The organism is Sorangiineae bacterium MSr11954, from assembly GCA_037157815.1.
In the GTDB taxonomy this organism is placed as follows: Bacteria; Myxococcota_A; Polyangia; order Polyangiales; family Polyangiaceae; genus Pendulispora; species Pendulispora albinea.
Genome location: CP089984.1, coordinates 10,846,785 through 10,867,706, shown reverse-complemented (window position 1 = coordinate 10,867,706; position 20,922 = coordinate 10,846,785). Strand labels below are relative to the sequence as shown.

Sequence of the window (20,922 nt, the reverse complement as noted above, 5' to 3'; positions counted from 1 at the left end):
ACGGCCATTCGGCCTCGTGAAGTGCGGCCCTTCGCGCCGCCGTATGTCGTCTCCGAACCGCCCGAACCATCTGGGTCCGTCCATGTCATTGAACGTTCGTTCCGCCGAATCTCCCGTTTCTGGGCTGCCGAAGTCCGGCACGTCCAGGAGCACGAGGGTCACCATCGCGCTCGGGGTCCTCTTGACCCTCGGGTTTCTGGGCGTGCTCGGCGCGCGCGTGAAGCAAGCCGTCGCCAAGAAGCACCACGTCGCCGAGGAGCGCGTGGCCGCGCAGGCCATGGCCGCGCAAAAGGCGCCCTCGCGGGCCGTGTACCCCGAGCCCGCGCGCTTTCGCCCGCGCATCGAGATCACCGGCACCCTCCGACCGTGGCGCGACGCCGATGTGGGGTTCGAGCTGGCGGGCCGCCTCGTGAAGGTGAACGTCGCCACCGGTGATCAGGTGAAGGAAAAGACCGTCCTCGCCGTGCTGGACGCCAGCCGCGCCGGCGCGCAGTTGAGCGAGGCGGAGGCCAAGACCCGCGCGTCGCAAGCCAACCTGGCGCTCGCGCAAGATGCGCTCCGGCGCACCGAGGCCCTCTCCAACGCCAAGTCGATCCCCGAGGCGCAAGCCGAGCAAGCGCGGCAACAAGTGGCGCTCGCCAAAGCGCAGCTCGAAGCGGCGCGCGCCACCCAGCGCCTCGCGCGGACCGGCAAGGGCGATCACACCATCGTCGCGCCCTTTCCGGGCCTGGTGACCAAGGCGCCGACGGCGGCCGGCGGCGTGGTGCAAGCGGGCGTGCCCCTCGTGCGCATCGAGGATCTCTCGCGCTTTCGGCTGAGCGCCACCGTCTCCGAGGACGACGCGCTGCTCGTGCGGCCCGGCACCGAGGTGCAGGTCTCCACGCGCGATCGCACGGTGACCGGGCGGGTGACGACCCTCGTTCCTTCGCTCGACCAAGCCACGCGCCGCGCGCCCATCGAGATCGAGGTGAAGAACGACGCCAAGCTGCTCGCCTGGAGCTTCGTCCGCGCCACCATCGACGCGGGCCGCGACGTCGATGCCCTGCGCGTCCCGGGAAACGCGCGCCGCCCCGGATCGCAGAGCGAACTGGTTACGGTGCGCGATGGGCGCGCGCACATCACGCGCGTCATCGCCACCACCGCGCCCGATGGAACGTGGCTCGTGCGCGAAGGCCTGGCGGCCACCGACATGGTGCTCCTCGATCCGAGCGCGGACGTCAAGGAAGGCGAATCGGTCCTCCTCGAAGGCCCGTCCACCGCAAAGCCCGCGGACCCGACGCGGACGGCGGACGTCAAGCCCGAGACCGCCGGATCGGCCAAGTAAGGAGCGCACGTTGAACCTCTCGGCCATCGCCATCAAGCGACCCGTCTTCACCGTGATGGTGACCTTCGCGCTCATGGTCTTCGGGCTCATGGGCCTCTCTCGCCTCGGCACGGACTTGTTTCCGGACGTCGACTTCCCCGTCGTCTCGGTGAACATCGCCTACCCGGGCGCCTCGCCCACCGAGGTCGAGACCCTGGTCACCAAGCAAATCGAAGACGCCGTCGTCTCGCTCAACGGCCTCGACACCGTGCGCAGCCTCTCGCGCGAAGGCCTATCGACCACCATCGTCATCTTCAAGCTCGGCACGGACTTGCAAGAAGCGGCCACCCAGGTGCGCGAGCGCGTGGCGCAGACCCGCTTCAAGCTGCCCGACGAGGTAAAAGAGCCGGCCATCAGCCGCCTGGACGTCGGCGCCACCCCCGTTCTCACCTACACCTTGAGCGGCGGCGGGCGCTCGCTCCCCGAGACGGGCCAGCTCGCGCGCGACGTGATCAAGCCCGCGCTCGAGCAGGTCGAGGGCGTGGCGGCCGTGAACGTGAACGGCGGCGCCGAGCGCGAGGTGCACGTCGATTTGAACCTCGCCAAGATCGACGCCCTCAAGCTCTCGCCGGCCGCCATCCTGGCGCAGCTCAAGGCCGAGAACATCACGGTGCCCGCCGGCCACTTCGACGAAGGCCCGCGCGAGGTCGCCGTGCGCACCATCGGCGAGTTTCGCAATGTCGACGACATCCGCCATGTCATCGTCGCCAACACGCCCGATGGCTCGGGCGTTCGCCTCTCGGACATCGCCGAGGTGGAGGACGGCTACAAAGAGCTGAAGACGCGCATCCGCTCCAACGGCGTGCCGGCGGTGTCGTTCGAGATCGTCAAGCAGTCCGGGCGCAACACGGTGGCCGTCTCGGACGGCATCAAGGCGAAGCTCGCCAAGCTACAGGCCACCTTGCCCGCGGGCGTGCGGGCGAACCCGATCATCGACCAGTCCAAGTTCATCCGCGAGAACGCCGACGACGTGCAGATGTCCATCGTGTTCGGCGGCGCCATGGCCATCCTGGTCATCCTCGTCTTCATGCTCGATCTGCGCTCGACCTTGATCAGCGCCCTGGCGCTGCCGACCAGCGTGGTGTCGACGTTCTTCCTCATGTACCTGCTCGGCTTCACCTTGAACATGATGACCTTGCTCGGTCTGAGCTTGGCCATCGGTCTGCTCATCGACGACGCCGTGGTCGTGCGCGAGAACATCACCAAGCACCTCGAGCGCGGCGCCGATCCCAAGACCGCGGCCTTGGAGGGCACGAAGGAGATCGCGCTGAGCGTGCTCGCCACCACCATGACCGTGGTGGCGGTGTTCCTCCCCGTCGCCTTCATGTCCGGCATCGTGGGGCAGTTCTTCCGGCAGTTCGGGCTCACCATCGTGGCGTCGGTGCTCGTCAGCCTCTTCGTGGCCTTCACCCTCGACCCCATGCTCTCGAGCCGCTTCTCCAAGGCCCACGTGCCCGGCGCGCGCGATCGCTTCGCGTGGATCAAGGCGCCCATCGAGTCGGTGCACCAAGGCACCGAGTCGGTGTACCGCGCGGTGCTCGGGTGGAGCGTGACCCACAGGTGGACGGTGCTCGGGCTCTCGTTCGCCGCCTTCGTGGGGATGATCTTCATCGCCGGCTTGATGGGCAGCGACTTCGTCAACGCGGAGGACCGCGGTCAGTTCGTCACCGAGGTGGAGCTCCCCGCCGGCACCTCGCTGGACGAGACCGCGCGGCTGTCGGAGGCTCTGGAGAAGAAGGTGCTCGAGGATCCGCGCTTCGTCACCGTGTTCTCCACCTTGGGGCCCAACGGCGAGAGCAACAAGATCAACTGGCGCATCGTCACCGTGCCCAAGCACGCGCGCGACGTGGGCATCCAGGTGCTCAAGGAGCGCGTGCGCACGATCGCGTACTCAATCGCGCCCGACGTGAAGGTCTCGGTCACCGATCCCGCCTTCGTCGAGGGCGCGGGGACGCAGGCGCCCATCATGGTGCTGGTGCGCGCGCCCAGCTACGAGGAGCTCGAGCCGCTGGCGCGCCAGTTCCGCGCGGCGCTCAAGTCCATCCCGGGCGTGCAGGATCCGCAGATGAAGTACACCCCCGGGCGGCCGGAGCTCAAGGTGGGGATCGACCGCGACAAGGCGGCGCGCGCGCAGGTGCCGGTCTCGCAGCTGGCGGCCACCTTGCGGGCGTCGATCGAGGGGCAAGAAGGGAGCAAGCTCCGTCAGGGCAAGGACGAGGTGCCCATCTTGGTGCGCCTCGGTGAGAACGATCGCGCCTCGGTGGACGACGTGATGCGCATGACGGTGTGGTCGCCCAAGGGCCCGATGGCGCTGCAGGATCTGGCGACGGTGGAGCGCGGCGAGGGGCCCAACGTGATCGAGCGGCAGGATCGCGAGCGGCAGATTCAGATTTGGGCCTCGCCGCTGGGGCGCTCGCTCGGTGAGATCGTGCCGGAGATGAAGGCGGCGTTCGGGAAGATCCCGATGCCGCCGGGGGCGAGCTACCGGCTCGACGGTCAGATCAAGCAGATGAACGAGTCGAACAGCTCCATGGGGCTCGCGCTCTTGCTGGCCATCGTCTTCATCTACATCGTGCTCGCTTCGCAGTTCGAGAGCTTCATCCACCCGCTCACCATCATGCTCACGTTGCCGCTGGCCATCATCGGGGCCATCGTGGCCTTGTTCATGAGCGGCAACTCGGTGGCCATGGGCTCGCTCATCGGCATCATCCTGCTCATGGGGCTCGTGACCAAGAACGCCATCCTGCTGCTCGACCGCGCCATCGTGCGGGTGCGCGAGCACGGCGAGACCCCGCTGCAAGCCATCCTCGAGGCGGGGCCCGAGCGGCTGCGGCCCATCTTGATGACCAGCGCCGCCATGATCCTGGGCATGCTCCCGACGGCCATCTCGCGCGGCGAAGGGAGCGAGTTCCGCGCGCCCATGGGCATCGCGGTCATCGGTGGGGTCGTGAGCTCGACCCTGCTTTCGCTGGTGGTCGTGCCCGCGGTCTACCTGCTCATCGAGGGGCTCAAGGCGCGGGTCGCTCGCTGGTTCGGAGGCGAGGCGCGCACGGCGAAGTCTACGCCGCCTTCACCGGAGCGTAGCGCACCGCACGCCGTGCTCGACCCTGGTTCGGCCACTCGTATGTGAGCGTGTCGCGAAGCTCCACGCCCTCGAGCACGGGAGGCTCCTCGCGCGCGAGAAGCACCCAGATGCTCCCTTGGTCGGGATCGACCAGGGTCTTTCCGCATGCGAGCCACTCGGCCGGGGAGAATGTGGCGCGTGATAGGGCGATATCCCACTTCGTAGGTGAAGACGCGACGTCGGCGGCTTTTCCGCGATGAAGTTGGATATCGATTCGCCCGACGGCGCCCACGACCGTGCGTAGAAAACTGACGCGCTTGGCCAGCGGCTCGACGAGGGTGACCTTCAGATCGGGCCGGATCAAGGCGAGCGGGAGGCCCGGTGCGCCGGCCCCGGAGCCGATGTCCACCACCCGTGCGCCCTCGGGGAGATGCGCGGACAACGCGTACGCATCTGCCAGCATCAAATCGAGGAGCTCACCCTCCGAGCGCGCCGCCGTCAAATCGTGTTTCGCGTTCCAGGTGACGAGAAGATCGAGCCAGGTACCGAGCCGCATGTCGACCTCCGCCGCGTTGGAAACACTGAAGTGGGCGCTCATGGACTTGAGGTCCCATCCACCTTCCTTCACTCCTTTGGCACGTAGACTGGAGCCCAATTCGCCCATGCGTACGGCATGTGATAGCACGCGGGCTACGATGCTCGCGCATGACTTCGCCGCACTCGATGCGCTTCTTGCTCGCCTCGGCACGCAAAAGGTCAGCCTCCAGACCATGGTCGGGGGCGCCTCCACTCGAAAGTATTTCCGCGTCACCTTGGCCGGCGGACGCACCGCGGTGGCCATGTTTTTCCCGCAAGGGGTGAAGACCGACGAGATCCAGAAGACCGTGAGCCTCCGTCGCTGGCCCTTCCTCGAGGTGGCCGAGCTCCTTCGCGCGCAAGGCATCCGCGTGCCCGAGGTGCTGGGCGATGCCACCGATCGCGGCTGGCTCCTCATCGAGGATCTCGGCGACGACACGCTCGCCCACTACCTGCTGCGCCACCCCGACAAAAGGGATGCGTTCTACACCAAAGCGGTGCACGACCTGGCCCTCGCGCAAGAGAAGCTGACGACCCTGGCGGAGGACTGCATCGTGCGCTCGCGGGCGTACGACGAAGAGCTCATCAAGGGCGAGATCGATCACTTCCGCGAGTGGGTGCTCGAGGCCCGCGGTCACCATTTGAGCCCCAGCGACCGCGAGACGTTCGAGCGGATCGCCGAGCGCATGGCGGAGCGCATCGCCGGCTTTCCGCGCAGCTTTACCCACCGCGACTACCAGTCGCGCAACTTGATGGTGCACACCAAGGGGGTCGCGGAGCCCGAGCTGGTGTGGATCGACTTCCAGGACGCCATGCTCGGTCCGCGCGTCTACGATCTGGTGGCGCTCCTCACGGACAGCCATCAGGACTTCGACCGCCCCTTCGTGGAGGCGAGGCTCGACGAGTACGCGAAGGCCCGGCGGCTCGGGGCCGAGGAGCGCTACGAGCTGGGCCGGCAGTTCGATTGGGTGACGGTGCAGCGAAAACTCAAGGACGCCGGCCGGTTCGTCTTCATCGACCGCGTGAATGGGAACTCCTCGTTCCTGAAGTTCGTGGGACCTACCCTCGGCAGGATTCGCGCCTCCTTGGCGCGTTTGGCACCGCACGATGAAGACATGCGCGCACTCGAGGCCGTGCTCGCGCGCGCTATACCCCAAGACGCGACCTAGGTCATCACGGCGCCACTCGGGTCTAGGTTTGATCTAGGTTTGCGGGCGCAAACGTGTAAAACTGCCGTCTGAGTACTCTGCGATCGACGGGGGACCAACGTGCGGCGTCGGCATGGCACGATGGGGGATCGGAGTAGTCACTCACGGAGGACGTATGGCGACCAGCACGCCCGGGATCGAGAATCCGCAGTACATGGTAGGGCCTCTGCGTTTCGAATGGGATCAGGGCCGGGGACTGCTCTTGTGCGAAGGGATCCCGTTGGTCGCCATGACGGTCGAGACCACGATGGCGAGCTTCATGGCCGGCATCCACAAGATGGTCGGCACCGAGCGCTTTCAGCTGGCGCTGTACGGCGCGGGGGAAGAGGTCGTCGAGAACGAGTGGAACGTGTTCTTCAAGCCCGAGCCCACCTTCGAGGCTGGCGTGCGGCGCATCGGGGCCGCGGCCAACTTGGTGGGCCTGGGGCACTGGCAGCTCACGTACCTGAATCGCGAAAAGAAAGAGGCGCGCTTTCAGGTGCGCAACAGTTGGGAGGCGCTCTATCAGCGCGCGCTCGGGGTCTGCTGGGGAACGAGCTCGCTCGCGGGGCGGTTCGCGGGGTTCTGCAGCATCCTGTTCGGCACCAATTGTTGGGCGGAGCAGACGGCGTTTTTGGCGCGCGGCGACGAGTACGACGAGTTTCTGGTGCGCCCCTCCACGCGCACCATCGCCGGGCAGCTCGATCAGCTCATCTCCAACGACAAGGCCACGCGGGCCGATCTCGACGCCGCGCTGGAGCGCTTGAAGCAGGAGGTGCACGAGCGCAAACAGGCCGAGGAGCGGCTGAAACAGGAGATCCACGATCGAAAACAAACCGAGCAGCTCTTGCTCGACAAGATCGAGATCATCCGCCGGCAAGAAGAGTCCATCCGCGCGATGTCGACCCCCATCTTGCAGCTATGGCAAGGCATCCTGGCCCTGCCCGTCATCGGGAGGGTCGATAGCCGCCGCGCCAATCAAATGCTGGAGAGCCTGCTCGACCGCATCGTGCGCACGCAGGCGCGCTTCACCATTTTGGATCTCACGGGGGTGGACGAGATCGACACCAGCGCGGCCGACCACCTGCTCAAGGTGGTGCGGGCGGCGTCGCTCTTGGGCACCCGCTGCGTGGTCTCGGGCATTTCTCCGCACATGGCGCAGACCATCGTGGGGCTGGAGCTCGATTTGACGGAGCTCACGGCCTTCAGCACCTTGGAGGCCGCCCTTCGCTTCGCCTTGCGGACCGAGCAGGCGAGGCAGGGAATCGCGCGGCCGCAGCCCCAGGCCCAGAGCAACGGCGGCCCCAAGCCGCCGACGTAGTATACAAGCCGGGCCATGCCCATTCTTTCGGCCCGTGGACTCCACAAAGCCTACGGCGCCCGGCCACTGCTGACGGACGCGACCTTCACCCTGAAACGAGGCGAAAAGGCGGCTTTGCTCGGGCCGAACGGCACCGGCAAGTCGACCTTGCTGCGCCTGCTCGCCGGCATCGAGCCCGCCGACTCGGGCCTCATCGACCGGCGGCGCGACGCCTCGATGCTGTACCTCTCGCAGGAGCCGGTGCTCGACGGCGCCCGCAACGCGCGCGAGCTCGTGTCGGAGAAGCTCGGGCAATGGAGCGGCGAGCACGAGGTCGACGAGATGCTCGATCGGCTCGGCGTCATCGACCGCGATCGCCCGGTCGCCACCTTGAGCGGCGGCGAGCGCCGGCGGGTGGCGCTGGCCCGGCTCTTCGTGGCCCGCCCCGACTTGGCGCTGCTCGACGAGCCGACGAACCACCTCGACGCCGACACCATCGCCTGGCTCGAGACCTACCTGCGCGACACGTTCCCCGGCGCGGTGCTGATGGTGACCCACGACCGTTACGTGCTCGACGCCGTGGCGACGCGCGTGTTCGAGCTCGACGCCGGTCGCCTGACGGAGTTCACCAAGCGGAGCGATCACCTGGGCGCCTACGCCGACTACCTGGAGCAGCGCGCCGAGCGCGACGCACAAGAAGAGCGGGTCGAGCGCAATCGGCAGAACCTGTTGCGGCGCGAGATCGAGTGGCTGCGCCGAGGTCCGAAGGCGCGCAGCACCAAGCAAAAGGCGCGCATCGAGCGGGCCAACGCGAAGATCGCGGAGCCCGGGTTGGTGCAGCGGGCGCGCGTGGATTTCGCCGGGCTGGAGGAGGGCGCGGGGCAGCTCGGCGGGACCATCCTCGATCTCGAGAACGTGACGGTGGCCATCGGCGACCGCACCTTGGTGCGCGATCTGACGTTGAACATCGTGCGCGGTGAGCGCATCGGGGTGGTGGGGCCGAACGGGGCGGGCAAAACGAGCTTGCTGCGCGTGGTGAACGGTGAGGTGGAGCCGCTGCGCGGCACCGTGAAGCGCGGGACGCAGACGCGCATCGCGCTGTTCGATCAGTCGCGGGCGATGCTGCGCGACGATTGGAGCGTCCTCGACAACGTGGCCGAGCGCGAAGGCGCCGAGCGGACCGGCGCGGGCACGGTGTCCATCGGCGATCGCACCATGGACGTGCGCACGTACCTGGAGCTCTTCATGTTCGACGGGCAATCGTCGCGCCGCAAGGTCTCGGCCCTCTCCGGGGGTGAGCGCGCGCGGGTGGCCCTGGCGCTCTCGCTCAAGACGGGCGCCAACGTGCTGCTCTTGGACGAGCCGACCAACGATCTCGACATCGTCACCTTGTCGGCCGTGGAAGAGCTCCTCGAATCGTGGCCCGGCTGCGCCATCGTGGTGTCGCACGATCGCTGGTTTCTGGATCGGGTGGCGACCTCGATCCTCGCCTTCGAGGGCGACGGCAAGGTGACCTTGTACGGCGGCAACTGGTCGAGCTACCGCGAACGCCTGGCCCAGAACCGCGCGGCCGCGATCGAATCGGCATCGGCGACGAAGGGGGCGAGCTCCATTCCCCAAAAAGGGAAGGTTGGGGTGGGGGAGGCCGCTCCGTCCAACACGCCAGCGGCACCCGAAAAGAAGAAGCTTACCTACGCCGAGCGGCTCGAGCTGGAGAAGATCCTCGATGTCATTGCGGAGGCAGAAGTGCGTCTTTCCGCGCTCGAAGCCAAGCTGGCCGACGGCTCGCTCTGGGCGAAGTCGCCCGACGAGGCCAAGGAGACGCAAGGGCTGCTCGATGCGGCGCGCGCCGAGGTCGAACGGCTCACGGCGCGGTGGGAAGATTTGGAGAGCCGCAGCGCCGTCCAAAAGTAGAGCGCTGCACGGAACATGTGCTAGCAGCTAGCACCTGCGAGGTTCCAATGCCCGAAAGCCGCACGCGCACACCGCGTGCACGCCGCCTCAAGATCGCACCCGATCCTTCTCCCCAGGTGGCCGCCCCGCGCGTCCTGCTCCACCCGCACGGTCTCGATCTGCGCGCCAGCGGCGAAGCGATCCTGCCGCTCTACGCGGGGTCGATGCACTACTGGCGGCACCACCCGCAGGCGTGGGGCGCGGGGCTCGACGCCATGCGCGCGATGGGGCTCCTGCTGGTCGACACGTACGTGCCTTGGGGCGTGCACGAGACCGAGCCGGGGAAGTTCGACTTCGGCGCCAAGGATCCGCGGCTCGACGTGGTGCGCTTTCTTCGCATGGCGCACGAGCGCGGGCTCCGCGCGGTGGTTCGTCCGGGGCCGCACATCAACGCGGAGCTCACGTACTTCGGCTTGCCGGAGTGGATCGTGTGGAACCGCGCGTGCCAAGCGCGCACGCCGCGCGACAACCCGGTGATGCTGCCGATCGTGCCGGTGGCGTTTCCGGTGCCCAGCTACGCGAGCCGCGTCTTTCACGCCGAGGTGGAGCGCTGGTTCGAGCGGGTGGCCCAGGAGCTCGCGCCGCTGCGGCACCCCGAGGGGCCGATCGTGCTGCTCCAGGTCGACAACGAGGGCGCGCTCTATTTCCGCGACGGCGCCTACGATCAGGACTACCACCCCGACGCCGTGATCCTGTTCCGGCGCTTTCTGCGCGCCAAATACCGCACGCCGCGCGAGCTCCGCGCCGCTTGGAGCAAGGCCGACGTGTCGTTCACCACGGTGACGCCGCCGGTGAAGTTCGAGGCGGAGACGGCCGACGATCTGGTGCGGCACATGGACTGGATGGAGTTCCACGAGCACCTGCTCGCCGAGGCGATGCAGCGCATGGCGCGCACCCTGGCGGCTTGCGGGCTCGATGGCATCCCCACCATGCACAACTTCCCGCTCGCCGAGGCGGTGACCCCGCTCAACGCCGGGCGCATCGAGCTCGATCTGATCGGCCTCGACTACTACCACCGCGCCACGCCGCAGGATCACACGGCCATCTTGCGCCGCACCAGCGAGCTCGTCTCGCGCTGCGCGGGCCTGCGCGCGCCCGCCTATGGCGCCGAGGTGGGGGCAGGGTTTCCGCCGTTCTTCTCGCCGCTGCAGGAGGACGACTCGCTCTACACGTTGATGTCCGCGCTCGCCTACGGCCTGCGCGGCTACAATTTGTACATGGCGGTGGAGCGCGATCGCTGGGTGGGCGCGCCCATCGATCCGCAGGGCCGCCCCCGTCCCTTCGCGGCCCGCTACGAGGCGCTCTCGCGCGCGCTCACCGAGACGCGCTTTCACACCTTGACCCGCCGCGCCCCGGTGCGGCTGGTCGTTCCGCGCGCGCTCCGGCGGCTCGCGCGCGCCACGCACGCGTTCGGGCCCATGACGCCCGCGATGTTCCACGTCATTGGCGCGGGGTTCCGTGAGAGCTGCCTGGAGGACGACTTCGGCCTGGGCGGCGGCGCGCCGACCTTGACGGGCGAGGCATATCTGCGCGCGTTCGAGCGGGCGCTGGCCGCGCGCGGTGTGCCCTTCGCGTACGCGGGCGGCGAGACGTTCGACGTGAGCACGCGCGACGCGCGCTGGCTCATTTGCGCGACGGCGGGCGGGGTGAAGCGCGAGCTCTGGACGGCCCTGTCCGACGCGGCGAACAATGGGACGCGGGTCACCGTGGGCCCGCGCGTGCCCGATCGCGACGGCAGCTTGCGCAAGCTGGACGCGCCGTACGAGCGGGGCTGCATCGAGCTGGAGCCGCTCGAGGAAATGTCGAAGGCCGACGCCTTGGTGGCGCGCCGGATCGAGGAGCTGGGCTTGCCGACGTACCCGCACGCGCCCGACGATATTTTCGTCTCCGTTCACGAGGACGAGCGGGGCACGGCCAAGGTCGCGTTTTTCATGAACCCCACCGCCGTGGAGGTGACCGCGCGGGTCGCGCTCCCGGGCGCCACCACGTTGGTCGACTTGCTGCCGCCGCACCATCGCTGGTCGCGCGTGACGCGCAGCGCCGGTGGATTCGATTTGACGGTGCCCGCGCGCACCGTACGTATGATGGCTATCGAGGGGTGAGTATGCGCGTCATGCTCGAAGAGAAGCTCTCGCCGGAGCAGGCGGAGCTCTATGACCGTTTCATCGACGAAGCGCAGGGCGGTCACTATTCGCAGACCCGGGTCTGGAGCGAAATCGTGACGGCGGGCCGTCCGCTCGCCAAGAGGTGGTTCCTCGCCCAAGACGGCGGGAAGGTCGTGGGGGCGGGGCTCTTGCTCCGCCCGCGCGCGGCCCGTCTCATCGTGGCGCCGGTCGCGCACATGGATCGCGGTCCAGTGTGCGCCGATCCGGAGCGGATGAGCCATGTGGTGCGCGCGCTGGTCCATACGACGCGGCTGCACGGCATCGCGCGGCTCTCGATCATGCCTTATTGGAGCGACACCGACGCCGAGGCGGTCGAGCGTGCGCTGGCCCGCGATCGGTTTACGAATACGCAGAAAGCCGACGGTGCCCACATCAATACGCTCCGTCTTCCGCTTGGCGATCGAAGCGACGCCGAGATCCTGGCCGGCGGCGATCGCGCGACCTTGCGCCGCAAGCTCAAGCAAGCCGAGAAGGCGGGTGCACGCGCCCGCATGGGGACCTCGGCCGACATGCCCATCCTGGCCCGGCTCTATGGTGAGCTGATGTCGGAGCAGTCGATGAACACCAAGACGCCGCTCTACTTTTCACGCCTGGCCGAGCGTTTGGCGCCGAAGGGGCCCGCGGCGCTCTTCTTGTGTGAGCACGAGGGCGAGACCGTCGCCGCGGCGCTCATCGTTCGCCACGGAGCCGTGGCCACGTTCGTGATTGGCGCCACGGACCGCTCCCATCGAACCTTTTCGAAGATGGCGCTCCCGTTCCTCGCGGCCATTCGGTGGGCGCGCGACGAGGGGTGTGCCACCTTCGACCTCGGCGGTATTCCGATGCCGGGCGATACGGATGAGAAGCGCCGTAACATCGCGCAATTCAAGTTCGATTTCGATCGGACGCCCGTGAAGTTGGTGAGCGAGCATACGCGCTGGTTCTAAATCCAATCTCCATTAGAATGAGGGCGTGGGGTCGCTGTCCGCATCGCCCGCCCTCGTTCTCGCGTGGTCCGCGGTGGAGCCGCACCGGGTCGGCGAGGTCGCCTTCGTCCCCGAGGGAGCCAAAGACGTCACCTTCGGCCGCGGCCGCGACGATCTCATGTTCGTGCGACAGAGGCCGGGGTCGATCGCGCTTCGTCCGCCGCTCGAGGGCGATGGTATCTCACGGCAGCAGCTCCGCCTGCGGCCGTCGGGCGAAGGGCTCGAGATCGAGCGGATCGGTCGCTGCCCGATGCTCGTCAATGGCGAGCGCACCGATCGTGTGCGCGTCGAGGCGGGCGACGCGGTGCTCCTTCCGAGCAATGTGCTCTTCTTCGTGGTGAACCGTCCGCGCGTGTTCCGCAAGCTCACGGAGTTTTCCTTTTCGGACATGCCGCGCTTCGGCGAAATCGATCGCTTCGGCATCGTGGGGGAGAGCCCCGCGGCCTGGGATTTGCGCGAGGCCGCGTCGCGGGCGGATCGCACCGCCCCGGCGGCGCCAGCGGCTTCCGTGGAAACTGCGGCTCCTGTGGCAGCGCATGCTGCGCCCATGGCCGATGACCTTCAGAGCCGGCGTGAGGACGTGCCGCTGGTGATGCGTCACGTGCTGCGCGATCTGGCGCGGACCAATCCGAATTTTCTTTCGCGCTTCATCACGGAGCGGGGCGAGGTGCGCATCGATGGCGGTCTGGTCGCGAGCTTGCTCCGCGGTGCCATCGCGCATTCGATGCCGCACATCGAGCGCATTTTATGGGCGGCCATCTCGGAGAGCGTCGACGACACCATCGCGCACAGTCCGGAGCCGCGCTCGTTTCCCACTGGGCCGCGGTCGGAGACCTTGCCGATCGTCGACCCCACGTGCGAACGGGTGCGCGAGGCGCTCGAGTCGTGCCATGGGAGTGTGGCCAAGGCGGCGCGGCTTCTGGGGTTGAGGACGCGCTACGAGTTGTATCGGTTGCTGAAGAAGTACAAGTTGGAGGCGATTCCTCGTCACGATGATTGATCGTGGCGTCGTCACGGCGACGGTGGCGTCGTCGCGGTGATGACCGGGGCTCGGGGCGGGTCAGAACGTGTAGCGGAGGGCGACGCCGGCGTCCCAGGACAGGGGGAGATCGCTTCCGACGCTCTTCTTGAAGTTCGTCGCGTCGCGCATGCCGAAGCGGAGGCCGAGCGCCAGGTGGCGGTTGACTTGGTAGTACTCGATGCCGATTCGCCCGCCGAAGTAGAAGCCGAGCTTCTCCGCGTCGGGGAAGCCGAGGATCTTGAGGGCGTTGGTGGCGATATCGGCCTTGCCGAAGCCTGCGCTTCCTTGCGCGTAGATGGCCACGCGCTCCGTGATGTGCGCCGTGAAGCGGGGGCCGGCGCCGAAGCCGAAGATGGGGAATGCGCGCGCCTTCGAGTCGTCTTGGCCGCGCGAGGTGTCGGTGAAGTAGAGGTCTCCTTCGGCGAAGAGCATCAGCCAGCGGAGGAGCTCATATCCGAGCTGGGTGTGGAGCCAGAATCCTGGCGGCGCGACCTTTCCGAATTCTCCGGCGAAGCCGTGCGCGCCGAGGGACGAGTCGAGGACGACGCCTTTTTTGCGCGGCAGGGGCGGGGGGGCTTCGTTGATGTCGCGTTCCGTGGCGTCTGCGGGGGTGGCTCCTCCCAACCCCAACCCTCCGCCTGGGGAAGAGGGAGCGGTGGGGTCCGCCGCGGGCGTATCCGTTGCGTTTGCGCTCCCGCCCGCGGCTTGTGCCTGCGCGCTCCCGCCCGCGGCTTGTGCCTGCGCGCTCCCGCCTGCGGCTTGCGCCTGCGCGCTCACGCTCGCCGGCGGGGCGCTCACGGTGCCCGCGGCAACGGCAGGCGATGACGCGAGCATCACGATGCCGACGGGGAGAACGAGCTTCGCGAAGGGCACGATCAGCGATCCGACGGTGACGTGGTGGCCCGCGTGCGCGCGACCTGCGCGTATTTTCTTCGGACGTAGGCGAGTCGTTCTTTCGCCGTGGGGTAACGTTGCCGAAACCAGCGAATGAGCTCGAACCACGAATCGTCGCTTTCCCGTGAGCGCCGAAACTCCGCGAGACGACGATCGAACTCGGCCGGCTCGAGGGGTTCGAGCCAGAGCTTCTCGATCTCGGGCGATAGGACTTCGCGGCTCACGATCTTCCAACCTTAGACTGTTCGAGCGCCTCGAGCGCGTCAATCTCGATGAGATCCCTTGGTCGCATCGACCAGCGCTTGGTCCGAATGAGATCGGAGATGGCCGGGAGCGTCACGAACGCACCGCCGGTGCCAAATGCGAGGTGCTGCCGCCGTCCCCAAACGTCCTCGAATCGGACGACGTCTCCGTCTTGGGTCGTCGGGCTAGGTGCCACGATGACGTCGACGCGGTCACCGTTTTCGAGGACGTAACGGCCACGCCGTCGCGCCTCCTCCGATGGCACGTCCGGAAAATGCTCGAGCCGCTCGGCGACTCCATTGACGATCTCGATGTCGTCGATGTGGAGCCACAAATCGTAGTCCGCGGTCAGGACCGGGAGGCCGAGCGCCACCAGCGCGCGCCGTCCGATGAGGAGAACGCGCGCGCCGCTCGCGTGGAGCCCTTCGAAGAACTCGGCTTCGTCGAGTTCCGCGTTGTGCATGCCACGAAGTGTATCAGCCCGCTACTTGAGCAGCCACCGGAAGAGCATGTGCTTCGTCGCCTGCCGCGACACGACGGCGATCGAGTCCACCAGCGGAATTTCCTTGGGGCAGACCTCGACGCAATTTTGCGCCTTGCCGCAGCCGGCGACCCCGTCGGGGCCCATGAGGGCCTCGATGCGCTCGGCGGAGTGCATTTTCCCGCTGGGATGCAAATTGAAGAGCCGCACTTGATTGATGGCCGCCGGGCCGATGAAGTCCGACGAGTCATTCACCTGCGGGCACGCTTCGAGGCAGCAGCCGCACGTCATGCAGCGCGAGAGCGGGTAGGCCTCTTCTTGCGTCTCTTGCGATTGGCGCGGGCCGGGCCCGAGCTCGTGGGTTCCATCGAGGAGGACCCAGGCTTTGACCTTCTTCAAGTCGTTGAACATGCGCGAGCGGTCGACCAAGAGATCGCGCACCAGCGGGAACTTGGTCATCGGCTCCAACGTGATCGTCTCGCCGCCCGGGGCCAGGTTGTCGACCAGCGCGGTGCACGCCTGCCGCACGCGCCCGTTCACCACCATGGTGCACGAGCCGCAGACCTCCTCCAGGCACACCGATTCCCAGACCACCGGCGTGGTGGGCTTGCCCTCCGTGGTGACGGGATCTTTGCGGATCTCCATGAGCGCGCTGATGATGTTCATCTGCGGCTTCCAGGTGACCTCGAACTCCTCCCAGCGCTTGCTGGCGGCTCGGTCGGGGCCGTCCTGCCGCAAGATGCGCAGCTTCACCCGCTTCGTCGATTTCGTGTCCTGCTTTTCCTGAACGCCGTTCGTCACGCTCGAGCTCCTCGTTTCGTTCGTCGCCTCGTCACCTGGGTCGCCTCACTCACCGGGTGGCCTCCTCGGCCTTTCCAGCCTTCGCCGCCGCCCCCGCCGTCGCGGTGGCCGCCGCGGCGCCTGCCGTCTCGTATTTGCGCGCGCGCGGCTTTACCAGGCTGGTGTCGACCTGGCCGGTCGCCTGCATCGCTTTGCCGTTGATCGAATAGTCGATGGTGGACGGGTACTCCACGCCGTGGTTCTGGCCCGGCGCGCCCTCGCGGTGGAGCGCGAACGTGGTCTTGAGCCAGTCGGCGTCGTTGCGGTCGCGGAAGGCCGGCTTGAAGTGCGCGCCGCGCGACTCGTCGCGGCGGCGTGCGCCGATGGCCATCACGCGCGCCAGCACGATCATGTTGAACAGGTGCCGGATGAACGGCGCGCCTTGGTTGGCGTGGCCCGCGGTGTCGGTCACGCCCGAGCGGCGCGCGCGCTCCTCGAGCTCGTCGATCTTGGCGATGACCCCGTCCAAGGTGGGGTTGTGGCGCTCGATGGTCACGTCGCGCAGCATCATCTCCCCCAGCTCCTCGTGCAGACGGTACGGGTTCTCGGGGCCGCTCATCTTCAGGATGGCGTCGTAGCGATCTTGTTCGCGCTTGCGGGCGCGCTCGAAGACCGCTTCGGGGAGATCGAAGGAGCTCTTGGCCAGGCCCTTTCGGTACGACGCGAGGGCCGGCCCGGCCACCATGCCGCCGTAGATGCAGCTCAAAAGCGAGTTGGCGCCCAGGCGGTTGGCGCCGTGGTACTGGTAATCGACCTCGCCGGCCGCGTAGAGACCTTCGATGCTCGTGGCTTGGTTGCGCGGAGACCCGAGCACCAACGAGCCGCTGGCCGAGCGCTCGAAGTCGACCCACAGGCCGCCCATCGAGTAGTGCACGGCGGGAAAGACGCGCATCGGGTTCGAGTAGGGATCCTCGCCCACGAACTTCTCGTAGATCTCGAGGATGCCGGAGAGCTTCTTCTCCAAGGTCTCGCGCGGCAGGTGCGTCAGGTCGAGGTAGACCTCGTTCTCGTTGCGCTTGCTGTTCGCGTTGAAGATGCCGCGCTTCTCGTGGAAGCACTTGAGAAAGAGCTCGCGGCTGGCGATGTCGCGCGGCACCAGGTTGCCGTAGCCGGGGTACTTCTCCTCGAGGAAGTACTCGCGATCCTTCTCGGGCACGTCGCGCCCGCGGCGCTTTTCGTTCGGGTCGCGCGGGACCCAGACGCGACCGCCCTCGCCGCGCGCGCTCTCCGAGATGAGGCGCAGCTTGTCGGCGCCGGGGATGGCGGTGGGGTGCACCTGGATGAACTCACCGTTCGCGTAGCAGGCGCCTTGCTGGTAGACCGCGCTGGCCGCCGTGCCGGTGTTGATCACGCTGTTGGTCGAGCGGCCGAACACGATGCCCGGGCCGCCGGTGGCGAGGCACACGGCGTCGCCGCGGAAGGCCTCGATGTGCATGGTCTTCACGTCCTGCGCGATGATGCCGCGCGCGATGCCCGCATCGTCGAGCACCACCGAGAGGAAGTCGTACCACTCGAACTTGCGCACCATCTTCTCGCCGCGCACGACCACGCCGCGCTCGTCCTCCACGTCGATGGTCTCGAAGCGGCGGACCTGCTCGTCGAGCGCGTAGAGGAGCTGCTGGCCGGTGGTGGCGCCGGCGAAGGCGGTGCGGTGGAAGAGGGTGCCTCCGAAGCGGCGGAAGTCGAGCAGGCCCTCGGGCGTGCGGTTGAACGGAACGCCCATGCGATCGAGCATGAAGACGATGCCGGGCGCGGCCTCGGCCATGCCCTTGACGGGGGGCTGGTTGGCGAGGAAGTCGCCGCCGTAGACCGTCTCCTCCAAGTGAACCTGGGGCGAGTCGCCTTCACCCTTGGTGTTCACGCTGGCGTTGATGCCGCCCTGGGCGCACACCGAGTGGGAGCGCTTGACGGGCACCAGCGAGAAAAGGTCGACGGGGACGCCCGCTTCGCACAGCTTGATGACCGTCATCAGGCCGGCCAGACCGCCCCCGACGACGATGACCCGCCGCACTTTGTTCGATTCACTCTTGAGGATGCTCTTCGTTGCCATAGAGTTGTGCCTTACATAGAGCCAATTTCGAGTAAATGGATAGCGATCGATGCTGAGGCTGCGTGCGCTTTCCACCGGGCTCGTTCTCGCGCTCGCCGTCTTGGCCGCCTGCGGAGGGGCGGGAAGGTGGCGAAGGCCCGTTCCTTTGCTCTCCAATACACCCAACGCGGCCCTCGAGATGAACGAGATTCGCCGGATGTGGGGAGATCTCGAAGGCCGCGATCGGGAAGCGCTGCGCGTCCGCATCCGGCAGTTTCTGGCCAAGTACCCCAACGACGGGGCCACACCGCTGGCCCGCACCTACCTGACCTTCATCCTGCTCAGCGATGGCGATTTCTCCGAGGCCAAGGCGCAGCTCGATTTTCTCGAGACCATCCCCATGGGCGCCACCCGCGATTTTTCGACGGTGGCCCGGGCCCGGCTCCTTCGGCTGACCGGGCGCGCCAAGGAGGCCCTGGAGCTCCTGGCGCCGCTCGCCGGGAAAATGGTCGACCGGCACGCGCTGGAGCTCTTTCAAGAGGAAATCACCCTCGATGCGGTCGCGGCGCACCGCGATTACGAGGCCATCGCCTACATGGACTCGTGGCTCCGCCACGGCGACGAAGAGGAGCGCGAGGAGGCCCGCCGCAAGATCCCCGAGGCGCTCGCGACCATGTCCCCCCAGGTGCTCGAAGCGTCCCTTCGCGCGATGCGGGCGACGGCCGCGCGCGGGCCCGGCGCCGGCGGCTACAGCGTCGAAATGCAGCGCTTCGTGGCGTCGCAGCTCGCGGGCTACGCGGTGGAGACGGGCGACGCGCGGCTCGCGCAGTGGCTCACGGATCCCGACGCCGGCGCCCCCGTGCTGGCGAGCGACGCGGGCGTGCTGGTGAGCGAGCTGGCCACGCGCAATCGAAGCACGCGCGCCGTGAGCGGGCGAACCATCGGGCTCGTGCTGCCGACCGGTTCGTCGTCCCTGCGCGACAGCGCCGCCGACGCCGCCCGCGGGGCCGCGTGGGCCCTCGATTTGCCGCGCGCCGCGAAGGACTCCGGCGACAAGTCGATCCTGGTGACCCGCGACGATGGCGGCCGCGCCGATCGCATCGAGTTGGTCCTCGACGATCTGGCGAGCGATGGCGCGGCGGTGATCCTCGCCGGCTTCGATCCGGATTCGGCGGACCGTGCGTTGCGATGGGCGGAGACGAACGGCGTGCCCGTCATCACCTTGGCGGCCCCGCGCAGCGCGTACCCCGGGCGATTCGGCTTCGTCGTGGGCGAGCCTCCGTCGTCCTCGATCGAGGTGCTGAGCGATGCGCTCCTCGCGCGCCGCGAAACCAAGGTCGCGCTGGTCACCGACGTGACCACGGTCGTCGATGTCGCGCGCGTGGTGCCGACGCGTCCCAAGCTCGCCTTCTTTCAGCCCGCGCCGTGCGAGCTCGGCGCGCCCGCGGCGAGCGGTCCTCGATTTCCGCTCCCCGCATGGGAAAAAGCAGGGGTTCGCACATGGCTGGTGGCGGGCCCCGAGCCGTGCGCGCGCGACGTGCTTCACGAGGTGGGCGAGCTTCGCGGTGCGCTCGTGGCGCTCACCCTCGAGGGCATCGGCGCGTACGAGCGCGCCGCGGCGGCGAAAGTGTTGAGCGCGGCGGCGGGATCGCTTCCCGTGCGCCAGGAGGCAGCTCCCACGCGCCGCGGGGCCGAAAATCGTGGCACATCGTCCCACGATGCGGGACCATCGGGTGCCGTGCATGCTGGCGGCGCCATCGACCCGGACATCCAACGGTTCATGATCAGCTTCAGCGCGAAGCCCACGTGGTTCACTGCGCTGTCACGCGACGCGGCGGTGCTCGCGCGCCGAGCTGTCGTCAGTTTGCCAACGGACGCGACGAGCCGCGCCGACGATGTCACCGCGCGCCGCGAAACGGCGCGAAAAGCGCTCGAGGGTGCGCGCGCACCGCTCTGGACCAGCGAGGAGTCGGGCTTCTCGAGCGGCGGCGAGGCCGCGGGTTCGAGTGAACATACGGTGAAGCGGACCGTCAAAGTCGTCGAGCTGCATTAAAGTCGCCGAGCGACTTTGTTCAGTCTTGAACTTCGCGTTCAGTGCTCCACTTTCTATGACGCACATCATGATCGGTACGCGCGACTCCAACGACCCAAAGGACCTTGTCCGTCACATCATTTTGACCCGACGGAGTGTCTCCGCGCTCACCGAGCCAGGGCCGAGCCCCGAGCAGCTCACCACCCTGCTGCGCGCCGCCGTGAGCGTGCCGGACCATGGGCAGCTTCGTCCGTATCGTTTCGTGGTCGTGCGCGGCAACGGGCGCGATCGCTTCGGTGATGCGCTCGCCGCAGCCGCGGCCGAGCAGCGCTCGGACCTTTCGCCGGCCGTGCTCGAGAAAGTGAAGCGAAAAGCTTTCGTCGCCCCGACCTTGATTGCCTTGATCGCATCGCCCCGCGCCAGCGCGAACATCCCCGAGTGGGAGCAGGTCGCTGCGGCCTCGTGCACGGGCTACGCGATCCTCCTCACGGCGCACACGTTGGGCCTCGGCGCCATCTGGAAGACCTCGCCCTATAGCGACGGCGCGGATCTGCGCTCCTTGCTCGCCATGGCGCCAAACGAGCGCCTCCTTGGCTGGGTCAACGTAGGCCGCCCCGCGCGCCCGCTCGACAGCGAGGAGCGACCCGACATCGATCTCAAAGCCGTCGCCGCCGTCCTGGACGAAAAGACCATCCTCCCCTTCGAGCTTTGAGCGTATTTCGCAGGCGTTATTTGCGCATTTTCAGGCGGTCGGGGCCTTTCTTTCGCGTTCCAAGTACGTCATCATAAATCCATTTGGCTGAAGCTCG

Annotated in this window: 16 protein-coding genes; 10 read left to right on the top strand and 6 right to left on the bottom strand. The window is 67.6% G+C overall.

The window, feature by feature from the left end:
- Nucleotides 1-82: 82 nt before the first annotated feature.
- Nucleotides 83-1,324, top strand: coding sequence for an efflux RND transporter periplasmic adaptor subunit (locus LZC94_42585; GenBank protein WXB14501.1), 1,242 nt, complete (start codon nt 83-85; stop codon nt 1,322-1,324).
- Between the two features lie 10 nt (nt 1,325-1,334).
- Nucleotides 1,335-4,493: an efflux RND transporter permease subunit gene (locus tag LZC94_42580; GenBank protein ID WXB14500.1), complete on the top strand. Its 3,159-nt coding sequence runs from the start codon at nt 1,335-1,337 to the stop codon at nt 4,491-4,493.
- Here LZC94_42580 and LZC94_42575 read toward each other — a convergent pair.
- Nucleotides 4,423-5,025 (bottom strand): 16S rRNA (guanine(527)-N(7))-methyltransferase RsmG, encoded by a 603-nt coding sequence (locus LZC94_42575; protein ID WXB14499.1) that lies wholly within the window; start codon nt 5,023-5,025, stop codon nt 4,423-4,425. The genes LZC94_42580 and LZC94_42575 overlap by 71 nt on opposite strands.
- Nucleotides 5,026-5,122: 97 nt before the next feature.
- On the opposite strand from LZC94_42575, the gene LZC94_42570 reads away from it, so the two are divergent.
- The 6 genes from LZC94_42570 to LZC94_42545 all read left to right on the top strand — a co-directional run bounded on the left by LZC94_42570 (nt 5,123) and on the right by LZC94_42545 (nt 13,573).
- Nucleotides 5,123-6,172 (top strand): phosphotransferase, encoded by a 1,050-nt coding sequence (locus tag LZC94_42570; protein ID WXB14498.1) that lies wholly within the window; start codon nt 5,123-5,125, stop codon nt 6,170-6,172.
- A gap of 154 nt (nt 6,173-6,326) precedes the next feature.
- On the top strand, nt 6,327-7,511 hold the full coding sequence (locus LZC94_42565; GenBank protein WXB14497.1) for an STAS domain-containing protein: 1,185 nt from the start codon (nt 6,327-6,329) through the stop codon (nt 7,509-7,511).
- Nucleotides 7,512-7,526: 15 nt separating this feature from the next.
- Nucleotides 7,527-9,404, top strand: a complete 1,878-nt coding sequence (locus tag LZC94_42560) for an ABC-F family ATP-binding cassette domain-containing protein (protein WXB14496.1) — start codon at nt 7,527-7,529, stop codon at nt 9,402-9,404.
- 47 nt (nt 9,405-9,451) lie between these two features.
- Nucleotides 9,452-11,545 carry a beta-galactosidase gene (locus LZC94_42555; GenBank protein ID WXB14495.1) on the top strand — a complete coding sequence of 698 codons (2,094 nt, stop codon included), beginning with the start codon at nt 9,452-9,454 and terminating at the stop codon, nt 11,543-11,545.
- A 2-nt stretch (nt 11,546-11,547) separates the two neighbouring features.
- Nucleotides 11,548-12,534, top strand: coding sequence for a GNAT family N-acetyltransferase (locus LZC94_42550; protein WXB14494.1), 987 nt, complete (start codon nt 11,548-11,550; stop codon nt 12,532-12,534).
- Between the two features lie 25 nt (nt 12,535-12,559).
- Complete coding sequence (locus LZC94_42545) at nt 12,560-13,573, top strand: hypothetical protein (protein ID WXB14493.1); 1,014 nt, start codon at nt 12,560-12,562, stop codon at nt 13,571-13,573.
- A 60-nt stretch (nt 13,574-13,633) separates the two neighbouring features.
- Here the strand turns inward: LZC94_42545 and LZC94_42540 are convergent, their stop codons facing one another.
- The 5 genes from LZC94_42540 to sdhA are packed head-to-tail and all read right to left on the bottom strand — an operon-like array spanning nt 13,634 to nt 18,102.
- Nucleotides 13,634-14,467, bottom strand: coding sequence for a hypothetical protein (locus LZC94_42540; protein WXB14492.1), 834 nt, complete (start codon nt 14,465-14,467; stop codon nt 13,634-13,636).
- A gap of 2 nt (nt 14,468-14,469) precedes the next feature.
- On the bottom strand, nt 14,470-14,712 hold the full coding sequence (locus LZC94_42535) for a hypothetical protein (protein WXB14491.1): 243 nt from the start codon (nt 14,710-14,712) through the stop codon (nt 14,470-14,472).
- Complete coding sequence (locus tag LZC94_42530; GenBank protein WXB14490.1) at nt 14,709-15,194, bottom strand: hypothetical protein; 486 nt, start codon at nt 15,192-15,194, stop codon at nt 14,709-14,711. The genes LZC94_42535 and LZC94_42530 overlap by 4 nt, the downstream gene beginning before the upstream one ends.
- Before the next feature lie 21 nt (nt 15,195-15,215).
- On the bottom strand, nt 15,216-16,013 hold the full coding sequence (gene sdhB, locus LZC94_42525) for a succinate dehydrogenase iron-sulfur subunit (GenBank protein ID WXB14489.1): 798 nt from the start codon (nt 16,011-16,013) through the stop codon (nt 15,216-15,218).
- A 49-nt stretch (nt 16,014-16,062) separates the two neighbouring features.
- Complete coding sequence (sdhA, locus tag LZC94_42520; protein ID WXB14488.1) at nt 16,063-18,102, bottom strand: succinate dehydrogenase flavoprotein subunit; 2,040 nt, start codon at nt 18,100-18,102, stop codon at nt 16,063-16,065.
- A 49-nt stretch (nt 18,103-18,151) separates the two neighbouring features.
- Here sdhA and LZC94_42515 point away from each other — a divergent pair, with 49 nt between their 5' ends.
- Both LZC94_42515 and LZC94_42510 read left to right on the top strand, forming a co-directional pair.
- Entirely contained in the window at nt 18,152-20,134 is a 1,983-nt protein-coding gene (locus LZC94_42515; GenBank protein ID WXB14487.1) for an ABC transporter substrate-binding protein, read from the top strand.
- 67 nt (nt 20,135-20,201) lie between these two features.
- The gene (locus LZC94_42510) at nt 20,202-20,825 is read left to right on the top strand and encodes a nitroreductase (GenBank protein ID WXB14486.1); all 624 of its coding nucleotides are present in this window, start codon (nt 20,202-20,204) and stop codon (nt 20,823-20,825) included.
- Nucleotides 20,826-20,922: the final 97 nt, after the last annotated feature.

What these genes read in the sequence shown, in the direction of transcription:
- LZC94_42560 (WXB14496.1), top strand. Translation starts at nt 7,527, where the DNA reads ATGCCCATTCTTTCGGCCCGTGGACTCCACAAAGCCTACGGCGCCCGG.
- LZC94_42515 (WXB14487.1), top strand. Translation starts at nt 18,152, where the DNA reads ATGCTGAGGCTGCGTGCGCTTTCCACCGGGCTCGTTCTCGCGCTCGCC.
- LZC94_42530 (WXB14490.1), bottom strand. Translation starts at nt 15,194, where the DNA reads ATGCACAACGCGGAACTCGACGAAGCCGAGTTCTTCGAAGGGCTCCAC.
- LZC94_42585 (WXB14501.1), top strand. Translation starts at nt 83, where the DNA reads ATGTCATTGAACGTTCGTTCCGCCGAATCTCCCGTTTCTGGGCTGCCG.
- sdhA (WXB14488.1), bottom strand. Translation starts at nt 18,102, where the DNA reads ATGGCAACGAAGAGCATCCTCAAGAGTGAATCGAACAAAGTGCGGCGG.
- LZC94_42510 (WXB14486.1), top strand. Translation starts at nt 20,202, where the DNA reads ATGATCGGTACGCGCGACTCCAACGACCCAAAGGACCTTGTCCGTCAC.
- LZC94_42550 (WXB14494.1), top strand. Translation starts at nt 11,548, where the DNA reads ATGCGCGTCATGCTCGAAGAGAAGCTCTCGCCGGAGCAGGCGGAGCTC.
- LZC94_42565 (WXB14497.1), top strand. Translation starts at nt 6,327, where the DNA reads ATGGCGACCAGCACGCCCGGGATCGAGAATCCGCAGTACATGGTAGGG.
- LZC94_42570 (WXB14498.1), top strand. Translation starts at nt 5,123, where the DNA reads ATGCTCGCGCATGACTTCGCCGCACTCGATGCGCTTCTTGCTCGCCTC.
- LZC94_42575 (WXB14499.1), bottom strand. Translation starts at nt 5,025, where the DNA reads ATGAGCGCCCACTTCAGTGTTTCCAACGCGGCGGAGGTCGACATGCGG.
- LZC94_42555 (WXB14495.1), top strand. Translation starts at nt 9,452, where the DNA reads ATGCCCGAAAGCCGCACGCGCACACCGCGTGCACGCCGCCTCAAGATC.